Annotated in this window: 22 protein-coding genes; 17 read left to right on the top strand and 5 right to left on the bottom strand. The window is 73.4% G+C overall.

Translation table 11 applies throughout. From position 1 onward, the window contains the following. The first annotated feature begins 94 nt into the window (after positions 1-94). The gene (gene argG / locus ACBR40_RS02850; protein ID WP_344216596.1) at positions 95-1,543 is read left to right on the top strand and encodes an argininosuccinate synthase; all 1,449 of its coding nucleotides are present in this window, start codon (positions 95-97) and stop codon (positions 1,541-1,543) included. A gap of 51 nt (positions 1,544-1,594) precedes the next feature. On the opposite strand, the gene ACBR40_RS02845 is transcribed toward argG, so the two are convergent. Then, positions 1,595-2,791 carry a helix-turn-helix domain-containing protein gene (locus ACBR40_RS02845; RefSeq protein WP_364451949.1) on the bottom strand — a complete coding sequence of 399 codons (1,197 nt, stop codon included), beginning with the start codon at positions 2,789-2,791 and terminating at the stop codon, positions 1,595-1,597. A gap of 188 nt (positions 2,792-2,979) precedes the next feature. On the opposite strand from ACBR40_RS02845, the gene ACBR40_RS02840 reads away from it, so the two are divergent. From ACBR40_RS02840 to ACBR40_RS02795, 10 genes are read left to right on the top strand one after another with little or no spacing between them, the layout of a single operon-like run. Beyond that, positions 2,980-3,759 (top strand): ABC transporter ATP-binding protein, encoded by a 780-nt coding sequence (locus ACBR40_RS02840; protein WP_371247252.1) that lies wholly within the window; start codon positions 2,980-2,982, stop codon positions 3,757-3,759. 59 nt (positions 3,760-3,818) lie between these two features. Further along, positions 3,819-4,589, top strand: coding sequence for an ABC transporter ATP-binding protein (locus ACBR40_RS02835; RefSeq protein WP_371247576.1), 771 nt, complete (start codon positions 3,819-3,821; stop codon positions 4,587-4,589). Then, positions 4,586-5,476, top strand: coding sequence for a branched-chain amino acid ABC transporter permease (locus tag ACBR40_RS02830; RefSeq protein WP_371247251.1), 891 nt, complete (start codon positions 4,586-4,588; stop codon positions 5,474-5,476). Before ACBR40_RS02835 ends, ACBR40_RS02830 begins: the two co-directional genes overlap by 4 nt. Further along, positions 5,469-6,560 carry a branched-chain amino acid ABC transporter permease gene (locus tag ACBR40_RS02825; protein WP_364451955.1) on the top strand — a complete coding sequence of 364 codons (1,092 nt, stop codon included), beginning with the start codon at positions 5,469-5,471 and terminating at the stop codon, positions 6,558-6,560. Before ACBR40_RS02830 ends, ACBR40_RS02825 begins: the two co-directional genes overlap by 8 nt. 1 nt (position 6,561) lies before the next feature. After that, on the top strand, positions 6,562-7,836 hold the full coding sequence (locus tag ACBR40_RS02820; RefSeq protein ID WP_371247250.1) for an ABC transporter substrate-binding protein: 1,275 nt from the start codon (positions 6,562-6,564) through the stop codon (positions 7,834-7,836). A 9-nt stretch (positions 7,837-7,845) separates the two neighbouring features. Further along, positions 7,846-8,607, top strand: a complete 762-nt coding sequence (locus ACBR40_RS02815) for an ABC transporter ATP-binding protein (RefSeq protein WP_371247249.1) — start codon at positions 7,846-7,848, stop codon at positions 8,605-8,607. Then, positions 8,604-9,296, top strand: a complete 693-nt coding sequence (locus ACBR40_RS02810) for an ABC transporter ATP-binding protein (RefSeq protein WP_344216610.1) — start codon at positions 8,604-8,606, stop codon at positions 9,294-9,296. The genes ACBR40_RS02815 and ACBR40_RS02810 overlap by 4 nt, the downstream gene beginning before the upstream one ends. Before the next feature lie 4 nt (positions 9,297-9,300). Further along, positions 9,301-10,158 carry a branched-chain amino acid ABC transporter permease gene (locus ACBR40_RS02805; protein WP_344216612.1) on the top strand — a complete coding sequence of 286 codons (858 nt, stop codon included), beginning with the start codon at positions 9,301-9,303 and terminating at the stop codon, positions 10,156-10,158. Then, positions 10,155-11,186, top strand: a complete 1,032-nt coding sequence (locus ACBR40_RS02800; RefSeq protein ID WP_371247248.1) for a branched-chain amino acid ABC transporter permease — start codon at positions 10,155-10,157, stop codon at positions 11,184-11,186. The genes ACBR40_RS02805 and ACBR40_RS02800 overlap by 4 nt, the downstream gene beginning before the upstream one ends. Beyond that, entirely contained in the window at positions 11,183-12,415 is a 1,233-nt protein-coding gene (locus ACBR40_RS02795) for an ABC transporter substrate-binding protein (RefSeq protein ID WP_371247247.1), read from the top strand. Before ACBR40_RS02800 ends, ACBR40_RS02795 begins: the two co-directional genes overlap by 4 nt. Here the strand turns inward: ACBR40_RS02795 and ACBR40_RS02790 are convergent, their stop codons facing one another. After that, the gene (locus ACBR40_RS02790; protein WP_371247246.1) at positions 12,416-13,798 is read right to left on the bottom strand and encodes a S28 family serine protease; all 1,383 of its coding nucleotides are present in this window, start codon (positions 13,796-13,798) and stop codon (positions 12,416-12,418) included. 293 nt (positions 13,799-14,091) lie between these two features. On the opposite strand from ACBR40_RS02790, the gene ACBR40_RS02785 reads away from it, so the two are divergent. Further along, positions 14,092-14,610 carry a DUF6232 family protein gene (locus ACBR40_RS02785; protein WP_344216620.1) on the top strand — a complete coding sequence of 173 codons (519 nt, stop codon included), beginning with the start codon at positions 14,092-14,094 and terminating at the stop codon, positions 14,608-14,610. 218 nt (positions 14,611-14,828) lie between these two features. Then, the gene (locus tag ACBR40_RS02780) at positions 14,829-14,951 is read left to right on the top strand and encodes a hypothetical protein (protein ID WP_364451978.1); all 123 of its coding nucleotides are present in this window, start codon (positions 14,829-14,831) and stop codon (positions 14,949-14,951) included. Positions 14,952-14,975: 24 nt separating this feature from the next. Here ACBR40_RS02780 and ACBR40_RS02775 read toward each other — a convergent pair whose 3' ends face one another. Further along, positions 14,976-16,145: a zinc-dependent alcohol dehydrogenase gene (locus ACBR40_RS02775; protein ID WP_371247245.1), complete on the bottom strand. Its 1,170-nt coding sequence runs from the start codon at positions 16,143-16,145 to the stop codon at positions 14,976-14,978. Further along, on the bottom strand, positions 16,142-17,035 hold the full coding sequence (locus ACBR40_RS02770; protein WP_371247244.1) for an SRPBCC family protein: 894 nt from the start codon (positions 17,033-17,035) through the stop codon (positions 16,142-16,144). Before ACBR40_RS02770 ends, ACBR40_RS02775 begins: the two co-directional genes overlap by 4 nt. A gap of 151 nt (positions 17,036-17,186) precedes the next feature. Here ACBR40_RS02770 and ACBR40_RS02765 point away from each other — a divergent pair, with 151 nt between their 5' ends. From ACBR40_RS02765 to ACBR40_RS02750, 4 genes are read left to right on the top strand one after another with little or no spacing between them, the layout of a single operon-like run. Then, the gene (locus tag ACBR40_RS02765; protein ID WP_371247243.1) at positions 17,187-18,080 is read left to right on the top strand and encodes a DUF1838 family protein; all 894 of its coding nucleotides are present in this window, start codon (positions 17,187-17,189) and stop codon (positions 18,078-18,080) included. Then, positions 18,077-19,471 (top strand): aldehyde dehydrogenase family protein, encoded by a 1,395-nt coding sequence (locus ACBR40_RS02760; protein WP_371247242.1) that lies wholly within the window; start codon positions 18,077-18,079, stop codon positions 19,469-19,471. The genes ACBR40_RS02765 and ACBR40_RS02760 overlap by 4 nt, the downstream gene beginning before the upstream one ends. Before the next feature lie 3 nt (positions 19,472-19,474). Continuing rightward, positions 19,475-19,915 (top strand): hypothetical protein, encoded by a 441-nt coding sequence (locus ACBR40_RS02755; protein ID WP_344219151.1) that lies wholly within the window; start codon positions 19,475-19,477, stop codon positions 19,913-19,915. Then, positions 19,912-20,931, top strand: coding sequence for a nitrilase-related carbon-nitrogen hydrolase (locus tag ACBR40_RS02750; protein WP_371247241.1), 1,020 nt, complete (start codon positions 19,912-19,914; stop codon positions 20,929-20,931). The genes ACBR40_RS02755 and ACBR40_RS02750 overlap by 4 nt, the downstream gene beginning before the upstream one ends. On the opposite strand, the gene ACBR40_RS02745 is transcribed toward ACBR40_RS02750, so the two are convergent. Further along, positions 20,928-21,296, bottom strand: a complete 369-nt coding sequence (locus tag ACBR40_RS02745; protein WP_371247240.1) for a hypothetical protein — start codon at positions 21,294-21,296, stop codon at positions 20,928-20,930. The genes ACBR40_RS02750 and ACBR40_RS02745 overlap by 4 nt on opposite strands. Positions 21,297-21,397: the final 101 nt, after the last annotated feature.

The following is a 21,397-nucleotide window of genomic DNA, read 5'->3' as shown; positions in this document are numbered from 1 at the left end:
CGTTCGCTGGAAAGCGGTTTCCACCGAAGCGCTCCCCGCCGCGTCCGCGCGCCGCATTGCATGGACATGCAGAGGTGTGTATATACTTCTGCTCGTGTCCAAGGTACTCACCTCCCTGCCTGTCGGTGAACGAGTCGGGATCGCCTTCTCCGGTGGTCTCGACACTTCGGTAGCGGTCGCGTGGATGCGCGAGAAGGGTGCAGTGCCGTGCACCTACACCGCCGAGATCGGCCAATACGACGAGCCCGACATCGCCTCCGTCCCCGGCCGCGCCACCGCCTACGGCGCCGAGATCGCCCGCCTGGTCGACGGCCGGGCGGCGCTCGTGGAGGAAGGGCTCGCGGCGCTGGCCTGCGGCGCGTTCCACATCCGCTCCGGCGGGCGCACCTACTTCAACACCACCCCGCTCGGCCGGGCGGTCACCGGCACCCTCCTCGTGCGCGCCATGCTGGAGGACGGCGTGCAGATCTGGGGTGACGGCTCGACGTTCAAGGGCAACGACATCGAGCGCTTCTACCGCTACGGCCTGCTGGCCAACCCCTCCCTGCGCATCTACAAGCCGTGGCTCGACGCCGACTTCGTGCACGAGCTCGGCGGGCGCAAGGAGATGTCGGAGTGGCTGCTGGCCCACGGCCTGCCCTACCGCGACAGCACCGAGAAGGCCTACTCGACCGACGCCAACATCTGGGGCGCGACCCACGAGGCCAAGTCGCTGGAGCACCTCGACACCGGCATCGAGATCGTCGAGCCGATCATGGGCGTGCGGTTCTGGGACCCCGAGGTGGAGATCGTCCCCGAGGACGTCACGATCGGCTTCGAGCAGGGCCGTCCCGTCACGATCAACGGCAAGGAGTTCGCCTCCGCCGTGGACCTGGTGCTGGAGGCCAACGCCATCGGCGGCCGGCACGGGCTCGGCATGTCCGACCAGATCGAGAACCGCATCATCGAGGCCAAGAGCCGCGGCGTCTACGAGGCCCCCGGCATGGCGCTGCTGCACGCCGCCTACGAGCGGCTGGTCAACGCCATCCACAACGAGGACACCCTGGCGAGCTACCACGTCGAGGGCCGCAAGCTCGGCCGCCTGCTGTACGAGGGCCGCTGGCTCGACCCGCAGGCGCTGATGCTGCGCGAGTCGCTGCAGCGCTGGGTCGGCATGGCCATCACCGGCGAGGTGACGCTGCGGCTGCGCCGCGGCGAGGACTACTCGATCCTCGACACCTCCGGCCCGGCGTTCAGCTACCACCCGGACAAGCTGTCCATGGAGCGCACCGAGGACTCCGCGTTCGGGCCGGTCGACCGCATCGGCCAGCTCACCATGCGCAACCTCGACATCGCCGACTCCCGGTCCAAGCTGGAGCAGTACGCCCGGCTCGGCATGGTCGGCGGCGGTCAGCCGACCCTGGTGGGCGCGGCCCAGGCCGCCTCGACCGGCCTCATCGGCGCCATGGACGAGGGCGGCGCGGAGGCCATCGCCTCGCGCGGCGAGGCCGTGGTGGAGGAGGAGCTGCTGGACCAGGCCGCGATGGAGTTCGGCACCGACTGAGGGTGAGCTGAGCGTGAGCGACGTGAGGCCGCGGGGTGTTCCCCCGCGGCCTCACGCGTTCCTGTTCGGCAGCAGGCGGGCCGCGTCGAGGGCCAGCGCCAGGTCCACCAGGTCACGGGGGCGGGCCAGCGAGCGGCCGGTGAGCTGCTCGATCCTGCGCACCCGGTTGACGATCGTGTTGCGGTGGCAGAACAGCCGGGCCGCGGCCCTGGCGGCCGAGCCGTCGCAGGCGAGCCAGGTCTCCAGCGTGGTCAGCAGCGTGTCGCGGTCGGCGGAGTCGAGCGCGAGCAGCGGCCCGAGCGCGCTGTCCAGCAGGTGGAAGGCGAGGTCGGGCCGGGTGAGCATGAGCGCGGCCGGCACCCGGCCGTCCAGGCGGGCGATCTCGGGCCCGCCGTCCACGCAGGTGCGCATGGCGAGCAGGGCCAGCTCGTGCGCGGCCGCCAGCTCGGCCAGGCCGGTCACGACGGGGCTGACGCCGGCCACGCCGCTGATGACGTAGCTGAGCTCCCTGCACAGGTCGTCCAGGCCGGCCCCGCCGAGCGCGGCCACGGCCACCTCGTGCCCGGTGCGCATCCGCCACAGCAGGCGCATGCCGTCCAGCGACTCGGGCAGCAGGGCGTCGTCCTGCCGGCCGCCGCGGCGTACGGTGACGACCGCGTAGCTGCCGTGCTCGGGCAGGTCGAGCGCGGCCTCGGCGGCGCGGACCACCCCGGCGTCGGCGGTGCCGTCGAGCAGGGCGTCGAGCAGGGCGTTGACGCGTTCCCTGCTGCGGCCGAGTATCTCCTGCTCGCGCCGGTTGTAGGTGTCGCAGGCCACCATGGACTGCCGGTCGATGGCGTGCCAGACGTGCCCGGCGGCGCGCACCAGCACGCTCAGCCGTTCGGGCCGCTCGCGTTCCATGTGGTCGACCAGCGCCGACCAGACGACCTGGCCGGCCAGGCGGTACATCCGCAGCAGCGAGTCGAGGGGCAGGCCCTGCTCGGCGCGGCGGCGGGCCATGTTCGCGGTGAAGACCAGGTCGCGGCGCTCGGAGGGCGGCTGCAGGATGGCGGTGAGCCCCAGCCGGACGCCTTCGAGCGTGCTCTTCCAGTGCTCGTCGTAGGGGACGCAAGCGCAGTACACCTCGTCGCCGTCGCGGGTGCGGGCGACCAGCTCGCCGGTCAGCTCGGGCAGGTGCTCCAGCAGGACCACGGCGGCGGTGCGGAGCGTCTGGCGGACGTCCTCGTCCACGACCGTAGGGGGACGCATTCCCCGAGGCTGCCATCGCCCGCCGCTCCAGAACAAGGCTCTGTAGCGTTTTGTGATCCATCGTTGTGCGGCTGCACAACCGGGGCCCGGCCGCGGTGGGCAGGCCGCCTGACTTCCCGCCGGCATCTGGACGACGGCGCACGTCAGCGGTTTGGGTGAGCCGGCATGGGGTCTTGGGAGGAAGTCGTATGGCCGAACTGACCGTCGGCGATCTCGTCGTGGACTACGGGCCGGTACGCGCCCTGGACGGCGTGTCGATGCGGGTCCCGTCCGGCGCGGTCGTGGCCGTGCTCGGCGCGAACGGCGCGGGCAAGACGACGCTGCTGCGCGCGGTCTCGGGAACGCTCCGGTTCCAGCGCGGCCGGATCGCGCGCGGCGCGGTCGAGCTGGACGGCGCCCGCCTGTCCGGCCTCGGCGCGGCGGCGGTGGTGCGGTGCGGCGTCACGCACGTGCCGGAGGGCCGGCGGGTGTTCGCCCGCATGACCGTGGAGGAGAACCTGCGCGCGGGCGGCCTCGGCACGCCGCGCCGGGCCGCCGCCGAGGCGAGGGAGCGGGTGCGGGAGCTGTTCCCGGTGCTCGCCGAGCGCTCCCGGCAGCCGGCGGGGCTGCTGTCGGGCGGCGAGCAGCAGATGCTGGCCATCGGCCGGGCGCTCATGGCGGGGCCGTCGGTGCTGCTGCTCGACGAGCCGACGCTGGGGCTGGCCCCGCAGATGGCCGCCAGGATCGCCGCCACGATCAGGGCGATCAACGCGGCGGGCACGTCGGTGCTGCTCGTGGAGCAGAACGTGGCCACGGCGCTGTCGCTGGCCTCCTACGCGTACGTGCTGGAGGTCGGCGCGGTGGCGATGGAGGGCCCGGCGGCGGCGCTGGCCGCCAGCGACGAGGTCAGGCGGCGCTACCTGGGCGTCAGCGACGAGGCCCCGGCCGAGGCGCGCCCCCGCGCCGGGCTGTCGAGGTGGTCGGCGTGACCGCGACATCAGGCGCGACCCCGGAGTCCGGCGCGAGCGCGACATACCGACCGGGCGGTATGCCGCCACTGGAGGTGCGTGACGTGACCGTCCGCTTCGCCGGGCTGACGGCGCTCGACGGCGTCAGCTTCACCGTCGAGCCCGGCACGGTGCACGCCCTCATCGGCCCGAACGGCGCCGGCAAGTCCACCTGCTTCAACGTGCTGTCCGGCGTCTACCGGGCCACCTCGGGCAGCGTCCGGCTGGGCGGGACCGAGCTGACCGCGCTGCGCCCGCATGAGGTGGCGGCGCTCGGCGTGGCCCGCACCTTCCAGAACATCGCGCTCTCCCCCCGCCTGCCGGTGCGCGACAACCTGCTGCTCGGCCGGCACCGGCTCACCCGCGCCGGCTTCGTCGCGGCCGGGCTGCGACTGCCCCGCGCCCGCCGCGAGGAGCGCGCCCACGAGGCGAGGGTCGCGGAGATCGCCGCGTTCGTCGGGCTCGGCGACCTGCTCGGCACGCCGGTCGGGCTGCTGCCGTACGGGATCCGCAAACGGGTGGAGCTGGCCCGCGCCCTGGCGATGGAGCCGCGCCTGCTGCTGCTCGACGAGCCGGTGGCCGGGATGAACAGCGGCGAGCGGGTCGAGATGGCCGAGCTGATCGTCTCGGTCAGGGAGAGCCTCGGGATCTCGATCCTGCTGGTGGAGCACGACATGGGCATGGTCATGCGCCTCGCCGACCGGGTGACCGTGCTGGACTTCGGCCGCCGCATCGCCGACGGCCCGCCCGCCGAGGTCCAGAACGATCCGAAGGTCGTCGGCGCGTACCTGGGCACCGGGGAGGGCTCGTGATCACGTTCCTGGAGCTGCTCGTCAACGGGATCTCCATCGGGGCCGTGTACGCGCTCATCGCGCTCGGCTTCGTCGTCATCTTCAAGGCGACCGAGGTGGTGAACTTCGCGCACGCCTCGCTGCTGCTGGCCGGCGGCTACGTGGTGGCGCGGCTGCACGGCGCGATCGGCTTCTGGCCCGCGCTGCTGGCCGGGATCGCCGTGGCCGCCGTGCTCGGCGCGCTGGTGGAGTTCCTCGTCATCCGCCGGTCCAAGGCGGCCACCCACAGCGTGCTCGCGATCGTGACGATCGGCGTGGACATCGTGCTGACCACCGAGCTGACCCGCAGGATCGGCACCGAGGTGCTGGCCATGGGCGACCCGTGGGGGTCGCGGGTGGTGCACCTGGGGCCGGTCCCGGTGGCCGAGACCCGGCTGGTCGCGCTGGTCACGGCGGCGCTGCTGATCGCGGTGTTCCTGCTGGCGTTCAAGTTCACCGGCTGGGGCGTGGCGATGCGGGCCACGGCCGAGGACCCGGAGACGGCCGCGCTGATGGGCGTGCGGCTCGGCCGGGTGTCGCTCAGCGCGTGGGCGGTGGCCGGGGCGCTGGCGGCGGTGGCCGCGCTGTTCCTGTGCGTCTTCCCCACGCCCGGCCTGGACCGCGGCGCCTCGTTCGCGGCGCTGAAGGCGTTCCCCGCGGCCATTCTCGGCGGCCTGGACTCCACGACGGGCGCGCTGGTCGGCGGCCTGGTCGTCGGGGTCACCGAGGCGCTGATGACCGGCTACCAGAACGACCTGACCTTCCTGGGCCGCGGGATCGGCGACGTGGCGCCGTTCCTCGTCATGATCGCCATCCTGCTGCTGCGGCCCTCGGGCCTGTTCGGCACGAAGGAGCTCGCCCGTGTCTAGGCATCTGATCAGGGCCTGCGTGCTGGCCGCCTTCGTGGCGGTGCCCTTCTACCTGGAGGGGTTCTGGCTGCAGGCGGGGCTGTTCGCGATGTCGGCCGCGGTCGGCGCGATCGGGATCAACCTGCTGACCGGCGCCACCGGCCAGCTCTCCATGGGCCACGCGTTCTTCCTGGCGGTGGGCGCCTACGCCTACGTGTACTTCGCCGCCGAGCCCACGGAGGCGCTGGGCGGCCTGGGGCTGCCCACGCCGCTCGCCGCCGTGCTCGCCGTGGTCCTGTCGGGGGCGGCGGGCGGGCTGTTCAGCCCGATCGCCGGGCGGCTCAAGGGCGCCTACCTGGGCATCGCCACGCTGGCGCTGATCTTCCTGGGCCAGCACCTGCTGTTCAACGCGGGGCCGGTGACGGGCGGCTTCAACGGCCGCGCGGTGCCGCCCCTGGAGCTGTTCGGCTTCGTCCTCGCCGACACGCCGGAGCTGGTCGTCATGGACGTGCCGTTCGGCGCGCTGGAGCGGCTGTGGTTCCTCGGCGGGGCGGTGCTGCTGGCGGCGGCGCTGTTCGCGCGCGGCGTGCTGCGCGGCCGTCCCGGGCGGGCCATGAACACCATCCGCGACCACGAGATCGCCGCCGGGGTGATGGGCGTGCCGGTCGCCCGCTACCGGGCCGGGGTGTTCGTGCTGTCCTCGATGTACGGCGGCCTCGCCGGCGTGCTGCTCGCCCTGGTCTTCCAGCGCACGGTGCCGGACTACTTCGGCATGCTGCTCTCCCTCGACTACCTCGCGATGATCGTGATCGGCGGCCTCGGCTCGGTGGGCGGCGCGGTGATCGGGGCGGTCTTCGTCTCCCTGCTGCCGCAGTTGCTGACCCGCTACGGCGACGCGCTGCCGCTGGTGGCCGCGCCGGGCTCCGGCGACGGCGTCTCCCCCGCCGAGGCCGCCCGCCTCCTGTACGGCGCGGCCGTGGTCGCGGTCGTGCTCTTCCTGCCGGGCGGGCTGCTCGGCCTGCTCCACTCGCTGCGCCGGCGGCTGCCCGGCCTGCGGCTCCCCCTGTCCGCGAACCCCACCCCGTCCCCCGAGACCAGGAGCTGACATGTCCAGTAACCGCAAGGCCGTCGTGGCCGCGCTCGTGTCCCTGGCGCTGGCCGCCACCGCCTGCGCCAGCGGCAAGGCCACCGGCGGTGGCGGCCAGGCGAGCGCCACCGGCGGCGACGGCGTCAAGACGGGCCCCGGCGTGACCGGCGACACGATCACCCTCAGCCTGCTCACCGACCTGACCGGCCCGTACGCCTCGCTCGGCAAGAGCCTCACCCAGGCCCAGCAGCTCTACTTCGACCAGGTCAACCAGGCGGGCGGCGTCTGCGGCAGGAAGATCGAGACCGTCGTGCGCGACCACGGCTACGACGCGCAGAAGGCGATGGCGTCCTACGCCGAGGTGGCGCCGAAGACGGCGGCGATCCCGCAGTTCATCGGCTCGCCGATGGTGACCGCGCTCAAGGACAAGATCAACGCCGACAAGGTGCTCACCATCCCGATGGCGTGGGCGACCGGGCTGCTCGGCAGCGAGGCCATCCAGGTCACCGGCACCACGTACGACGTGGACATGATCAACGGCGTGGACTTCCTGGTGAAGGAGAAGGGGCTGAAGTCCGGCGACAAGATCGGTCACCTGTACTTCGAGGGCGACTACGGCGAGAGCGCGCTCGCCGGGTCCACGTACGCGGCGGGCAAGCTCGGCCTCACCGTGGTCGAGCAGAAGATCAAGGCGACGGACCAGGACATGACGGCCCAGGTGGCGGCGTTCAAGAAGGCGGGGGTGAAGGCCGTGCTGGTCTCGGCCGGCCCGCGCCAGGCCGCCTCGCTGGTCGGCGTGGCCCTGGCCGGCGGGATGGACGTGCCGTTCATGGGCAGCAACTCGGCCTACAGCCCGCAGCTGCTCGACACGCCGGCCGCGCCCGCGCTGCTGAAGGACTTCTACTACGTGACCGCCGGCGCGCCGATCAGCGCGCCGCTGCCCGCGTACCAGAAGCTCATCGCCGACTACCGGGCCAAGTACGCCGGCCAGCCGCTCGACAGCGGCGTGGCGGCGGGCTGGACGGCGGCCGTCATCGTCGGCGACGCCCTGCGCAAGGCGTGCGAGAACAAGGACCTCAGCCGGGCCGGCATCATCGCGGCCCACCGCTCGCAGAAGGCGTGGGAGGCCGGGCTGGGCGGCACGCCGATGGACTTCAGCGTCTACGACCGGCCCGCCTCGCGCGCGTCGTACATCGTCAAGCCGGACAAGGACGCCGTCGGCGGCGCCACGCTCGTCAAGGAGGCCGCCGTGTCCGAGCTGGCCGAGGGCTACACCGTCCCCACGGCGGGCTGAGCCGGCGACATGGCCGCGTTGCTGGAGGTCTCCGGGCTCACCATGCGCTTCGGCGGGGTCACCGCGCTCTCGGGCGTGGACCTCGCCGTCGGTGAGGGCGAACTCGTCGGCCTCATCGGGCCCAACGGCGCGGGCAAGAGCACCCTGTTCGACTGCCTGACCCGGCGGTGCGCGCCGCAGGAGGGGCACGTGCTGCTGGCGGGCGAGGACCTGGCCCGGCTGCCCGCGCACCGGGTGGCGGAGCGCGGGGTGGCCCGCACCTTCCAGAACACCGCGCTGTTCCCCGGCCTGTCGGTGCGGGAGAACGTGATGGCGGGCGCGCACCGGCACGGCCGGGCCGGGTTCTGGGGGGCGGCGCTCGGGCTGGCGGCGGGCGAGGAGCGGCGGCTGCGGGAGACGGCGGACGCGCTGCTGGCCCGGTTCGGGCTGGGCGAGTACGCCGACCATCCGCCCGAGGCGCTGCCGTACGGGACGACCAAGCTCGTCGAGATCGCGCGGGCGCTGGCGTCCGGGCCGCGGCTGCTGCTGCTCGACGAGCCGGCGGGCGGGCTCGCCCCGTCCGAGGTGCCGGCGTTCGCCGGGCTGATCCGGCGGCTGCACGCGGAGCTGCGGCTGACGATCGTCGTCGTGGAGCACCACCTGGACTTCGTGCTGTCGCTGTGCCGCAGGATCGTCTGCCTGGAACGGGGACACAAGATCGCCGACGGCCCGGCGGAGGTCGTCCGCCGGGACCCCGCCGTGGTGGCGGCCTGCCTGGGAGTCACCCCATGACGGGCCCGACGGGCGGGGCCGGGCTGGAGGTGCGGGGACTGCGGGCCGAGTACGGGGCGGCCCGCGTGCTGCACGGCGTGGACCTGACCGTGCCGGAGGGCGAGATCGCGGTGCTGCTCGGCCCGAACGGCGCGGGCCGCACGACGCTGCTGCGCGCCCTGTCCGGCCTGGTACGGGCGCGCGGCACGGCCACGCTCGGCGGGACGCGGCTGCTCGGCCGCGCCCCCGACGAGATCGCCCGCCTCGGGGTCGCGCACGTCACCCAGGAGGGCGGCACGTTCGGCCCGCTGACCGTCGAGGAGAACCTGCGGGTGGGCGCACGGGCCCGCCCGTGGCCGCGGCGCGGCGCCGGCGAGGACCTGGAGCGGCTGTTCGGCTGGTTCCCGGTGCTCCGGGCGCAGCTCAGCCAGCCCGCGGGCACGCTGAGCGGCGGCGAGCAGCGCCTGCTCGCCATCGCCCGCGCGCTGATGGCCCGCCCCCGGCTGCTGCTCATGGACGAGCCGATGCGCGGCCTGGCCCCCAGGACGGCGGGCCTGCTCTTCCGCACCATCCACGCGATCAACAGGGACGAGGGGACCACGATGGTCATCGTCGAGCACAACGTGCCGGCGGCGCTGGAGGTGGCGCACCGGTCCTTCCTCATGGAGGCGGGCCGGATCACCGCCAGGCGCGTCCGAGGGAGGTGGTGAGCCGGTGTTCGGCCAGCAACTCCTCGAAGGGCTGGGCGCCGGCGCGGGGTACGCGGCCCTCGCGCTCGCCCTGGTGCTCACCTACCGCTTCACCGGGATCGTCAACTTCGCGCAGGGCGAGCTGGCCATGCTCGCCACGTACGTGGCCTGGCAGCTCGTCGTGTCCGGGATGCCGTACTGGGTGGCGCTGCCGGTGACGGTGGCGCTCGCCTTCGCCGCGGGCGTGGTGACCGAGCGGCTGGTCATCCGCAGGCTGGAGAGCGGCGCCGGCGAGGTGACGCTGGTGGTGACCACGATCGGCCTCTACGTGCTGGTCAACGCGCTGGCCACGCTGGTGTGGACGGCGGCGCTGCGGGCCTTCCCGAGCCCGTTCCCCGACGCCCCGCCGGGGCTCGCCGCGCTCGCGGCGGCGGGCGTGGCAGGGACGGTGCTCGGGACGCTGGCGCTGGTGGTGCGGCGTACCGGGCTCGGCCTGGTGATGCGGGCCGTCGCGGCGGACGCCCGCTCGGCGCGGCTGTCGGGCGTACGCGTGGGGTGGGTGCTGGCGCTGGGCTGGGGCGCGGCGGCGGCGGTCGGCGCGCTGTCGGGGGTGCTGCTCGCCCCGGCGCTCTTCCTGGAGCCCTCGATGATGACCGGGGTGCTGGTCCACGCCTTCGCCGCCGCCACGCTGGGCGGGTTCGACAGCGCGCTCGGCGCGGTGGCGGGCGGGCTGGCCGTCGGGGTCGCCGAGACGCTGGCGGGCACGTACCTCGGGTTCGTCGGGGCGGATCTGAAGATCGCGGTCCCGCTGGTGATCGTGGTCGCGGTGCTGCTGCTGCGCCCGCAGGGCCTGTTCGGCTCGGCTCCGGTGGAGCGGGCATGACCGGCGTCCGCGGGGCCGCGCTCACCGGGCACCGGCGGCCGGCGGTGGGGCTGGCGGCCGGCGACCGGCGGCCGACATGGCCGTGGCGGCGGGCCGCGCTCGTGGTGATCGGGGTGGCGGCGGTCGGGCTGCCGTTCGTGCTGCCGCCGTACCGGCTGTTCCAGGTGACGCTGGTGCTGGTGTACGCCGTGGCGCTGCTCGGGCTGGACCTCGTGGTGGGACACAGCGGGCAGATCTCGCTGGGGCACGGGGCCTTCTTCGGCGTCGGGGCGTACGTGGCGGCGGTCATGATCGGGCGGCTGGGGCTGCCGTACCCGGTGACGCTGCCCGCCGCCGCGCTGGTCACGTACGGGCTGGGCTGGGCGGCCGGGCTGCCCGCGCTGCGGCTGCGCGGCCTGTACCTGGCCGTGGTGACCTTCTCCGTCGCGGTGGTGCTGCCGCCGCTGCTCAAGCGGTTCCCCGAGGTCACCGGCGGCGCGATGGGGATGCCGGTGGCCACGCCGCGCGGAGCCTGGCTCGACGACGACCAGTGGATCTACTTCCTGGTGCTGGCGACGGCGGCGGTGGCCGTGGCCGGGATCCGCAACCTGACGCGCTCGCGCGGCGGGCGGGCGCTCACCGCGATCCGGCAGCATCCGGCGGCGGCCGAGGTGCTCGGCATGCGCGCCGCGTCCCACCTGACGCGGGCGTTCGCCTGGAGCGCGATGTACGCGGGCGTGGCGGGCGCCCTCCACACGTGGACGACGGGGTTCGTCGCGCCGGACACCTTCACGCTGAGCCTGTCCATCACCCTGCTGGCCGGGGCGGTGATCGGCGGCCTGGCGACGCCGGCGGGGCCGCTGCTCGGCGCGCTGGTCGTGACGGCGGTGCCGGCCGCGGCCCGCGAGCTGGACCCGGCCGCCCCCGGCCTGGTGTCCGGGCTGCTCATCGTCGTGGTGGTCTACGCGGCCCCGACCGGCCTGGCGGGGCTGCTGCGCCGGGCCGCCGCCGCCGTGGCCGCCCGGCTCCCGGCGGGGAGGCGGGCATGAGGCGGGTCCTGCTGGTCCTGATGCTCCTGCTGGTGACGGGGTGCCGGACGGGCGGTGGCGGCGGCGCCGTGCTCACCGGCGAGTGCGCGGGCCAGGACGGCACCGGCATCGGCGCGGACCACGTCAAGGTGGGCGGGATCTACCCGCTGTCGGGGCCCGCCTCCGCCTACGCGGCGGTCGCGCAGGGCGCGGGCGCGTACTTCGCGCACGTCAACCGGCACGGCGGCGTGGACGGGCGGCGCGTCGACTTCCTCGTCCGCGACGACGCCTACGAGCCGGCCCGCGCGGTCGAGGAGGCCCGCAGGCTGGTGCTGCACGAGCGGGTGTTCGCGCTGTTCCAGACGCTCGGCACGCCCTCGACGGCGGCGGTGCGCGAGTTCGCCCACCGGTGGAAGGTGCCGCAGGTGTTCGTCGCGACCGGGGCCGCCGCATGGGGGGCCGAGGCCGCGCGCCGCCCCTGGACGATCGGCTTCCAGCCGAGCTACGTCGCCGAGGCCCGCGTCTACGCCCGCTACCTCGCCGAGGAGGTGCCGCACGCCCGCGTCGCGGTGCTCTACCAGAACGACGACTTCGGCCACGAGCTGCTGGACGGCTTCCGCCGCGCGATCGAAGGCACCTCGGTGCGGATCGTGGCCGAGCGCGGCTACGAGGTGACCGACCCCGGCGTGCAGGGCCAGCTCGCCAACCTCGCCGCGTCGAAGGCGGACGTGCTGCTCGACGTGAGCACGCCGAAGTTCGCCGCGCAGGCGCTGGCCGCCGACGCCGCCATGACCGGCTGGAACCCGCTGCACATACTGAACGGCGTGGCCGCCTCCCCCGCCGTGCTCAAGCCGGTCGGCTACGACAAGGTGCAGGGGGTGATCACCGCCGGGTTCCAGAAGGACCCGGCCGCGCCGGAGTGGGCCGACGACCCGGCCGTGCGGACGTATCTGACGGCGCTGGAGCGCTACGCCCCCGAGGCCGACCCCGGCAGCCAGCAGGTGGTCTTCGGCTGGATGGCGGCGGAGGCGTTCGTCAAGACGCTGCGGAGCATGCGCTGCCCCTCGCGGGAGGCGCTGCGCGCGGCGGCGCACCGGCTGGACGACGTCCGGCTCGGCATGCTACTGCCGGGGATCACGCTGTCCACCGGGCCGGGTGACGCCTTCCCGATCGAGGCCGAGCAGCTTTCGCGCTTCGAGGGCGAGCGGTGGGTGCCGTTCGGGCGGGTGATCGACACCCGCGCCGGATGATCACGCGGGGCGGCGGTGGATGAGCATGTCGTCGTCCGGCAGCGTCGCGGTGCCCGGGGAGCGCAGCAGCGACGTCGCGCCCGCCCAGCGCCGCAGCGTCGCGACGGCCTCCCTCTGCTCGGCCTCGGGCAGGGAGGCGATGTTAGCGCCGTGGTTGGCCCCCGGCACGACGTACAGGTACGAGTCCCGCCCCGACGGGGTGAACCGCTCGGCGCTCCAGGGGTCGTTCTGGCCGTAGACGAACATCATCCGCTCCGACTGGCTGCGCACCCAGAAGTCCACGTCGAGCATGGGCAGGGGCTGGTGCCGGGCGCGCAGCTCGACGGGCAGCACCGAGTTGGGCTGGTAGAGGCCGCGGTACCGGGTGAGGCCGCGCAGGTGGGCGAAGGCGAGGTCGGGCCAGCCGAGCTGGGTGGCGGCCTGGTGGTAGTAGGGCCAGTAGTACTCGAGGCCCTGGTCGGTGTAGAAGCCGAAGAACGCGACGTTGTCGATCCAGGCGTAGAGCTGCTCGTCGGTCGCGGTGGCGGGTGGCACCGAGGCGCAGTCCGCGGCCGTCGAGTACTGCCAGAAGGCCCACACCGTGTCCAGGACGGTCATCTCGTACGAGCGGTCGGCACTCCCGAGCGTCCTGGTGAAGGTGTAGCCGTTGCGGGCGGCGTCCGCCTCCAGCAGGGGGACCATCCGGTCGCGGCGCAGCAGCGCCTCGCGCTGCACGGTCTCCAGCGCCTGCCGGCAGGGGGCGGTGCCGACCTCGGCGAAGAAGCGGTCGTAGTCGCGGTCGAGCTGGTTGACCGGGTCGTCGGGGGCGACGTAGGCCACGACGCCGTCCACGTCGCCGGGGTAGAAGCGGCGGTGGTAGACGGAGGTCATGCCGCCCTTGCTGGCGCCGGTCTGGATCCAGCGCCCCGGGTAGATCGTCCTGAGCGCCTGGACGATGCGGTGCTCGTCGGTGGCCTCCTGCCAGATGTTCAGGTCACGCCAGTCGGCGGGCACGGGGCGCGAAGAGCGGAAGAAGCGGTGCTCGACGGAGACCTGGTTGGCGTCGAGGATCCTGGTGGGCTCGGTCCGCGAGGGCGCGGGGTCGGCGGCCAGGCCGTAGCCGCCGGTGTAGAGGACCACGGGCACGTCCACGGCGCGGTGGAGCAGGGTGAGGCGCTGCTGGAACGTCCCCTTGCGCGGGTCGCGGTGGTCGATCGGCTGGGTGTAGCTGAGGACGAAGAACCGGTAGCCGGCCGGCCGCGTCTCCGACACCACGGTCAGGCCGGGGACGGCCCTGAGCTGGTCCAGCGGGTCCTGCTCCTCCTCCGCCGCGGCGGCCGGCGCGCTCATGGGCGCGGTGACGGCGGTCAGGATGAGCAGAACGGTCAGGAGCAGGCTTCGCACGGTGGCGCCTCCAGCCGGACGTGAGCACGGGTCCGACCGCAGTGTCCCCGCGATCTTCCCGCAGGGCAAGGGTTGACTTCTCCCGTTTCGTCCCGAGAAGCTCCCGCCGGCGCAGGCGGGACCGCCTTCGCGGCCCTCGCCGGACATATTGCCGCATTTCAGCTTTTATTATTTTTTCGGAATTTACAGTTACGCGAATGTCGATCCAATGAATCCAACTAGTTATCAATAATCCGCCCATCGGCCGCCACCGAAACATAGATTTCTTCGTATCTCCAGAAGGGGGCGGGACAATGGGAACTGAATACGCGCCGGTGCAGGTGCTGGTTCGCGACGGGGTCATGCAGGTCGGCAGCGACACCTACGCGCTGCGGACCATCACGCACATCGGACAGCGGAAATTGGTGGCGGACAAGGGCGCGGCGTGGCGGAAATTCGTCGTCCGCGCCCTGCTCACCCTGATCTTCGGCGGCGTCCTCGTGGGGGCGCTGGGCGACATCTGGACGCTCGCGCTCGTCGTCGTCCTCGCGCTGCTGATCTGGCGGCTCGTGGCGGTGCTCCGGCTGCCGCCGGTGTACGGCCTGGTCATCGGCACCGCCGGAGTCGAGCGCGAGGCCGTCTGGGGCACCGACAGAGGCGAGATCGACCAGCTCTCGGCCGATCTCACCGCCGCCGTGGGCAAGCTCGACCTGCCGCCGATGACCTTCAACATCACCCACGCCGTGGGCCGCAACGAGGTCATCAACCAGTACGGCGCCGGCAGCATCGGGAAAGCGACCCACCACGGCGCCGGAAACATCGAGACGCGATGAACGGCGGCGACGAGATCCACCAATACGGGCCGGGCAGCATCGGAAAAGCGGTGCATCACGGGACCGGGGACATCGTGGCCGGCGGGAAACATCAGTCGTCCCCGCAGCCGCCGCAGCCGGTTTCTCCGGGACCGCCCGGAAGAGCACCCGGAAGAAAGCACCGGAAATCGCGGAGAAACGGGGCGGCGGCGGCCGGCTGCGCGGTGCTGTCGGCGATCGTGAGCGCGCTGATCAATCTGCTCACCGCGTCATGGAGCTGGTGGGTGTTCGCGGCCGCCGCCGTCCTGCTGTCCGTCTGGGCGGCGGTCGCGTACGCGGGGGAGAAGGGCCAGCGGGGCTGACGCCTCCTCCCCCGCGCTCGGCGGCTACGTCGTGAGCACGACCTTGTTGCACTCGTCCATCTTGTGCTTGAACAGCTCGAAGCCGCGCGGCGCCTCGCTGAGCGGCATCCGGTGCGAGATGACGAAGCTCGGGTCGATCTCGCCGGAGCGGATCCGGTCCAGCAGCGGACGCATGTAGCGCTGCACGTGACACTGCCCGGACCGGATCGTCAGCGAACGGTTCATGACGGTGCCCATCGGGAACTTGTCGACGAACCCGCCGTAAACCCCGATCACCGACACCACGCCGCCGTTGCGGCAGGCCATGATGGCCTCACGCAGCACGTACGGCCGCTCGGTCTCCAGCCGGGCGGCCTGCTTGGTGCGGTCGTAGGCGTACATCGCCGGGGTCGGATGATGGGCCTCCATGCCCACGGCGTCGATGCAGGCGTCGGGGCCGCGCCCGCCGGTCATGTCCCGCAGCGCGTCCAGCACGTTCACCTCCTCGTAGTTGAGCACCTCGGCGCCGGTCCGCTGAGCCCGCTTGAGCCGGTACGGGAAGCGGTCGATGACGATGACCCGGTCGGCGCCGAGCAGGAACGCGCTGGCCGCGGCGAGCTGCCCGACGGGTCCCGCGCCCCAGATCGCGATGGTCTGGCCCGGCTTGATGTCGCACATCTCGGCGCCCATGAAGCCGGTGGGGAAGATGTCGGACAGGAACAGCACCTTCTCGTCGGGCAGGTCGTCCTCGATCTTGATGGGGCCGACGTCGGCGAACGGGACCCGGGCGTACTCGGCCTGCCCGCCGGGGAAGCCCCCCAGAATGTGCGAGTAGCCGAAGATCCCGGCGGGCGAGTGGCCCATCAGCTTCTCGGCCATCCCCGCGTTGGGGTTGGAGTTCTCGCACACCGAGTACAGCTCGGCCTCGCAGGCGAAGCAGGAGCCGCACGCGATCGTGAACGGCACCACGACGCGGTCGCCGGGCCGCAGGTTGCGCACGCCGGGGCCGACCTCGACGACCTCGCCCATGAACTCGTGGCCGAGGATGTCGCCCTTCTTCACGGTCGGGATGTAGCCGTCCACCAGGTGCAGGTCGGAGCCGCAGATCGCGGTCGAGGTGACGCGGACGATCGCGTCCCGCGCGTTGAGGATCTGCGGGTCCGGGACGTTCTCGACCTCGACGCTGTTGCGGCCGGTCCACACGTTGGCCTTCATGCGCGTGCTCCGATCGGCTGGGCGGGACGCTGGTGGAGCTGACGCCGGGCGCGGTGGCCCTCGGGGCTGCCCTCGGAACGGACCACCTCGCCGGTCTCCATGACCTGCTTGAAGCGGCGCAGATCGTCGCGTACCTGCTGCTCGGGGTGCTCGCCGAACATGCGGGCGACCGCGGCGGCCAGCTTGCGGCCGCGCATGCCGTACTCCAGCGAGACGTCCACGACGGTGCCGCGTCCCGCGGGGCCGTCGGTGAAGCTGACCAGGCCCGCGTTGCGGACGCCCTTGCCGGGCACCGAGCGCCAGGCGATCAGGTCGCCGGCCCGCTCGTCGATGATCTCGGCCTCCCATTCCAGGTCGACCACCGGGCCCTTGGCCCGCCAGCGGGAGCGGCCCCCACCGAGGGTGCGGACGGACTCCAGATGGGTCATGAAGGTCGGCAGGTTCTCCAGGTCGCGCCAGAAGCGGTAGACCTCGGCGCGGGGCTTGTTGATGGTGATGGAGGCGCGCACCTGGAGCGGGCTGCGGGCCTTGCGGGCGCGCATCCCGGCGCAGGCGGCGTCGAGGGCGGCGATGCCGGCGACCGCGCCGAGCGCGCACAGCGCGCGGCGGCGCCGGCCGCCGGTGCGGTTGGCGGCGGCCGTGCCGAGCAGGCCGAGGTCCATCGCGTCGCCGGCCATCCTGGTCCACGTCCACCGGGCGGGCGTCTTGCCGCCGAGCAGCAGCGCGGCGTGCAGCAGCTCGCGTCCTCCCACGAGCCTGGCGATCGTCGTGGCCCCCGGCGCGTCGTCGACGCCGCACAGGCGGGTCACGGCCCGGGGCGCCGCGAGCTGCGCCGTGCCGAGCGCGAGGCTGGTCCAGCCCAGCGCACGGCCGAGTCGGTCGGTCATCATGCGGTCCTCACAGGTGTCGGATGTACGTGCGAGCGCCGGGAGACGCCACGCCTCCCGGTGCCCTTCGCGCCCCGTACCCCTGACAAAAGGGATGACACACCCAGTTTCCGGCACGAAATACACGCAGCGTTAAGCCTTTATTCTGATCGTCATGGACTCGACGCATCCCGGCCCCGTTTACCGGACGGTGACCGACCCGAGCGGAATGCTGGCCCTCCAAACTTTCGGACGTCCGGATGGGGAGGACATGGTTTTCCGCATTTCCGGCTCCGTCTACGCCAACATTCCCGGTGACGCGCTGAAACCTGATATTCCGCATGGCCGGAAATTGTTCGGGATCGAGGGCTACAACATTCGCCGCCTGTACCGCGTGCCCGGCACCGACCGGCTCCACCAGCTCTCCCGCGAGATCGTCTGCTACACCGACCCCGGCGACCCCGTGCGCGTCCTGCGCGAATGGGCGAACCCCCTCGACGGCCGCACCTACCCGGTCGTGCCGATCAACAACGACGCGGTCAACTTCGGCCCGTTCCCCATCACCCCCGCCTTCGCCGGGCCGCCCGTCCGCCGGCTGCACGACGAGAGCGTCTGGACCAGCGACATCGCCGTCCGCGCCGACTACGGCGCCACCCTGGGCGAGACGTTTGGCCTGGTCGGCGGCGTCTACACGGCGCAGGAGATGTTCGAGTTCCAGGTGGACGACCGCGAGGTGGCCGCGCGCACCGTCCCCGGCGAGATCCCCGACGGCGCGATGAAGGTCAAGGTGAGCTGGACGCGCACGGCCCCGTGGGCGCCGTTCATGGGCCTGGCCGAGAGCGAGGTGCGCGGGCAGCTCACCTACCGCGCCCACGCCTGGTCGCTCGACTCGTACGCCGACGTCGAGCCGTGGCTGCGCGCCGAGGTGGAGGCCCATCACCCGCTCTACACGGCCGCGCCTGACGAGCCGGGGCCGAGCCAGAACTCCTGGACCTCCTTCCACGCCAAGCAGCTCGACAAGGGCGCCATGACGTGGGCCGGCTGGTGCGCCGCCCACGGCCGGCCGTGAGCACGCCGGTCCTCGACCCGCTGACCGGCCGGATCGAGCGGCCCCTGCGTCCCGTCCCGCCGGACCGGCTCGCCGGGATCGCGGCCGGGCTGCGCGCGCGGGCCGCCGGGTGGGCGGCGGCGGGGCCGGCCGGGCGCGGCCCGGTGCTCGCCCGCTTCGCCGCGGCGCTGGCCCGCGACGAGGACCTGCTGGCCGCGCTGGTGGCCGACACCGGGCGGGTCGCCGAGTCGGTGCTGGAGCGGCAGGTCGTCGCGGGGGCGGTCGAGCGGTGGGCGCGGCGGGCGCCCGCGCTGCTCGCCCCGCCCGCCGGGTTCGCCGCCGAGCTGCCCGGGGTGCACGTGGCCGGGGACGCGGTGCCGTACGAGCTGGTCGGGGCGATCACGCCGTGGAACTTCCCGCTGCTGCTCGGCCTCCTCGACGCCGCCCCGGCGCTGGCCGCCGGCTGCGCGGTGCTGGTGAAGCCGAGCGAGGTGACGCCGCGCTTCATCGAGCCGCTGACCCGGCTGGTGCCCGGCGAGCTGCCGCTGGCGGTCGTCGAGGGCGGGCCGGTCACCGGGGCGGCGCTCGTGGGGCTGGTGGACGCCGTGGTGTTCACCGGCAGCGTCCCCACCGGGCGGCAGGTGGCCGAGGCGGCGGCCCGCGCGTTCGTCCCCGCGCACCTGGAGCTCGGCGGCAAGGACCCGGCGATCGTCCTGGCCGGGGCGGACCTCGACCGGGCCTCCTCGGCGATCCTGTGGGGCGGCACCGCCAACGCCGGCCAGTCCTGCCAGTCGATCGAGCGGGTCTACGTCGCCCGCGAGGTCCACGACGACTTCCTGGCGCTGCTCGCGGCCAAGGCGGAGCGGACCCGGCTGACCTGCGAGGGCGGCCCCATCGGGCCGATCATCGCGCCCGACCGGCCCGGCGTGATCGCCGCCCACCTGGCCGACGCCGCGGCGCGGGGCGCGGTCACGCACACCGGCGGGACGATCGAGCGGCACGGCGGCGGCCACTGGTGCCGCCCCACCGTGCTGTCCGGCGTGGACCACTCGATGCTGGTGATGACGGAGGAGACGTTCGGGCCGGTGCTGCCCGTCATGGCCGTGGACGGGCCGGACGAGGCGGTCGCGCTGGCGGCCGACTCGGCGTACGGGCTGTCGGCCGCCGTGTTCGCCGCCACCGAGGAGGAGGCCATGGCGGTGGCCGCCCGGCTGCCGGTCGGCGCGGTCAGCGTCAACGACGCCGCGCTCACCGCGCTGGTACACGAGGGCGAGAAGCACTCCTTCCGCCTGTCCGGGCTCGGCGGCTCGCGCATGGGGCCGGCGTCGATCGCCCGGTTCCTGCGCCGCCGCGCCTTCCTGATCAACCGATCCCCCGCCGCCGACCCCTGGTGGCACCCGACGGAGGAATAGCCGATGGGACTGCGCGAGGAGATGCCGCTGCTGGCCCGGCACGAGGGCGAGTGGGAGGGCGAATACCTCCACCTCGGCCGCGACGGAGCCCTGCTCGACCGGCACCGCGTCCACATGACGTGCCGCATCGCCGGCGACGCCGCCTACCACCAGACCAACCGCTACACCTGGGACGACGGCCGCGCCGAGGTGCACGAGTTCCCGGCCGCGTACCTGGGCGGCGGCCGGTGCCGCATCGACACCGACCGGCTGGAGGGCGAGTTCCGCGAGGTGGACGACAGCACGATCTACCTCACCTGGCGCTACAAGGGCCGGCCGCTGCGGCTGTTCGAGCTGATCGTGCTGAGCGAGGACGGCCGCTCCCGCAGCCGGGTGTGGCAGTGGCTGGAGGACGGCGTGTGCGTGCGCAGGACGCTGATCGACGAGCGGAGGACCGGCGCGTGACCGCCTACCTGGCCCTGGCCCTGCAGCTCGGCACCCGGGCGATCAACGCGGCCGCCGACCCGCGCGCCGAGATCGCCGCCGCCGTCGCCCACGTCTCCGAACGGGTCGCGGGCTCCAAGGCGTGGCTCGGGCCGGAGCTGCGGCTGGTGGTGCTGCCCGAGTACGCGCTGACCGGCTTCCCGATGCGCGAGAGCCTGCCGGAGTGGCGCGAACGGGCGGCGCTCGACCCCGGCGGGCCCGAATACCGCATGCTGGCCGGGATCGCCGTCCGCGACGAGGTGTTCCTGTGCGTCAACGCCTACGAGCGCGACGAGCACTTCCCCGGGCTGTACTTCCAGGCGACGGTGATCCTCTCCCCCGCCGGGGAGGTGGTGCTGCGTTACCGGCGGCTGCACTCGCTGTTCACGCCTTCGCCGTACGACGTGTGGGAGCGCTACACGGAGGTGTACGGCATCGACGGGGTGCTGCCGGTGGCCCGCACCGAGATCGGCAACCTGGCGGCGCTGGCCTCGGAGGAGGTCCAGATGCCGGAGCTGGCCCGCGCGCTCGCCCTGCGCGGGGCCGAGGTGTTCTGCAACCCCACCTCGGAGGCGTCCTCGCCGGACCTGACGCCGAAGGCGATCGCCCGCCGCGCCCGCGCCGTGGAGAACCTGACGTACGTGGTGGCGGCCAACTCCGGCGGCCTGACCGGCACCGCCGTCCCCGGCGACTCCGTCAACGGCGGCTCGGAGCTGATCGACCCCCAGGGCCGAGCCCTCGCCCGGGCGGGGTCGGGCGAGACGCTGGTCGCCGCGGCCGAGCTGGACCTCGCGGCGCTGCGCCGCGCCCGCCGCCGCCCCGGCCTGGCGAACCTGCCGAGCCGGGTCAAGGCCGCGCTGTGGGCCGACGAGTACGCCCGCCACGACGTCGAACGCCCCTGCGGCCTGGAGGCGGGCCCTCGCGAGCGCGCCTGGTTCCGCGCCCGCCAGTCCGAGACCATCGCCCGCCTCCTCGGCCCGGAGGAACCCCCGGCCTAGCTCTCCTTGGCCAGGGAGTCGCCGTCGGTCGACAGGTGCACCACGTTGTCCTCGATCCTGGCGACCTGCTCGGGCGCGACGTACAGGTCGCGCGCGAACAGCCCGCGGCCGTCCACCTTCACGAAGCCGGTCCGCAGCAGCCGGGCCGCCAGCACGGGCGGCAGGTCGGGCTCGGCGTGGCTGAAGACGTCCGACAGCACGGGCACGAAGCCGGGGCCGCGCCCGGTCTGCTGTCCGTCGGTGGTGGCCGCCTGCGGGTCGCCCATCTTGACCAGCTCCACCGTCCCGACCTCCTTGCCGTCGCGGTCGACGACCTTCATGCCGGTGTGCACCTGGCTGATGCCGGGCCGCTGAGGGATCTGCACGGCAACGCTCCTTCGCTCTCGGTCCGGCCGTCACGACTACCCAGCGCGGGGGCGGAAAGTCCTGCCGAACTGGGTGGACGCGGCGTGGGATCGCGGCTCAG

Source organism: Nonomuraea sp. AD125B (assembly GCF_041402765.1).
Classification (GTDB): domain Bacteria; phylum Actinomycetota; class Actinomycetes; order Streptosporangiales; family Streptosporangiaceae; genus Nonomuraea; species Nonomuraea bangladeshensis.
This window is presented reverse-complemented; position numbering and strand designations above follow the sequence as displayed.

Bases quoted from the DNA above. Each gene is read 5' to 3' on its own strand.
- ACBR40_RS02775 (WP_371247245.1), bottom strand. From the start codon at position 16,145: ATGAAGGCCAACGTGTGGACCGGCCGCAACAGCGTCGAGGTCGAGAAC.
- ACBR40_RS02845 (WP_364451949.1), bottom strand. From the start codon at position 2,791: ATGCGTCCCCCTACGGTCGTGGACGAGGACGTCCGCCAGACGCTCCGC.
- ACBR40_RS02795 (WP_371247247.1), top strand. From the start codon at position 11,183: ATGAGGCGGGTCCTGCTGGTCCTGATGCTCCTGCTGGTGACGGGGTGC.
- ACBR40_RS02835 (WP_371247576.1), top strand. From the start codon at position 3,819: ATGCCGCCACTGGAGGTGCGTGACGTGACCGTCCGCTTCGCCGGGCTG.
- ACBR40_RS02800 (WP_371247248.1), top strand. From the start codon at position 10,155: ATGACCGGCGTCCGCGGGGCCGCGCTCACCGGGCACCGGCGGCCGGCG.
- ACBR40_RS02785 (WP_344216620.1), top strand. From the start codon at position 14,092: ATGGGAACTGAATACGCGCCGGTGCAGGTGCTGGTTCGCGACGGGGTC.
- ACBR40_RS02765 (WP_371247243.1), top strand. From the start codon at position 17,187: ATGGACTCGACGCATCCCGGCCCCGTTTACCGGACGGTGACCGACCCG.
- ACBR40_RS02770 (WP_371247244.1), bottom strand. From the start codon at position 17,035: ATGATGACCGACCGACTCGGCCGTGCGCTGGGCTGGACCAGCCTCGCG.
- ACBR40_RS02840 (WP_371247252.1), top strand. From the start codon at position 2,980: ATGGCCGAACTGACCGTCGGCGATCTCGTCGTGGACTACGGGCCGGTA.
- ACBR40_RS02810 (WP_344216610.1), top strand. From the start codon at position 8,604: ATGACGGGCCCGACGGGCGGGGCCGGGCTGGAGGTGCGGGGACTGCGG.
- ACBR40_RS02815 (WP_371247249.1), top strand. From the start codon at position 7,846: ATGGCCGCGTTGCTGGAGGTCTCCGGGCTCACCATGCGCTTCGGCGGG.
- ACBR40_RS02755 (WP_344219151.1), top strand. From the start codon at position 19,475: ATGGGACTGCGCGAGGAGATGCCGCTGCTGGCCCGGCACGAGGGCGAG.
- ACBR40_RS02820 (WP_371247250.1), top strand. From the start codon at position 6,562: ATGTCCAGTAACCGCAAGGCCGTCGTGGCCGCGCTCGTGTCCCTGGCG.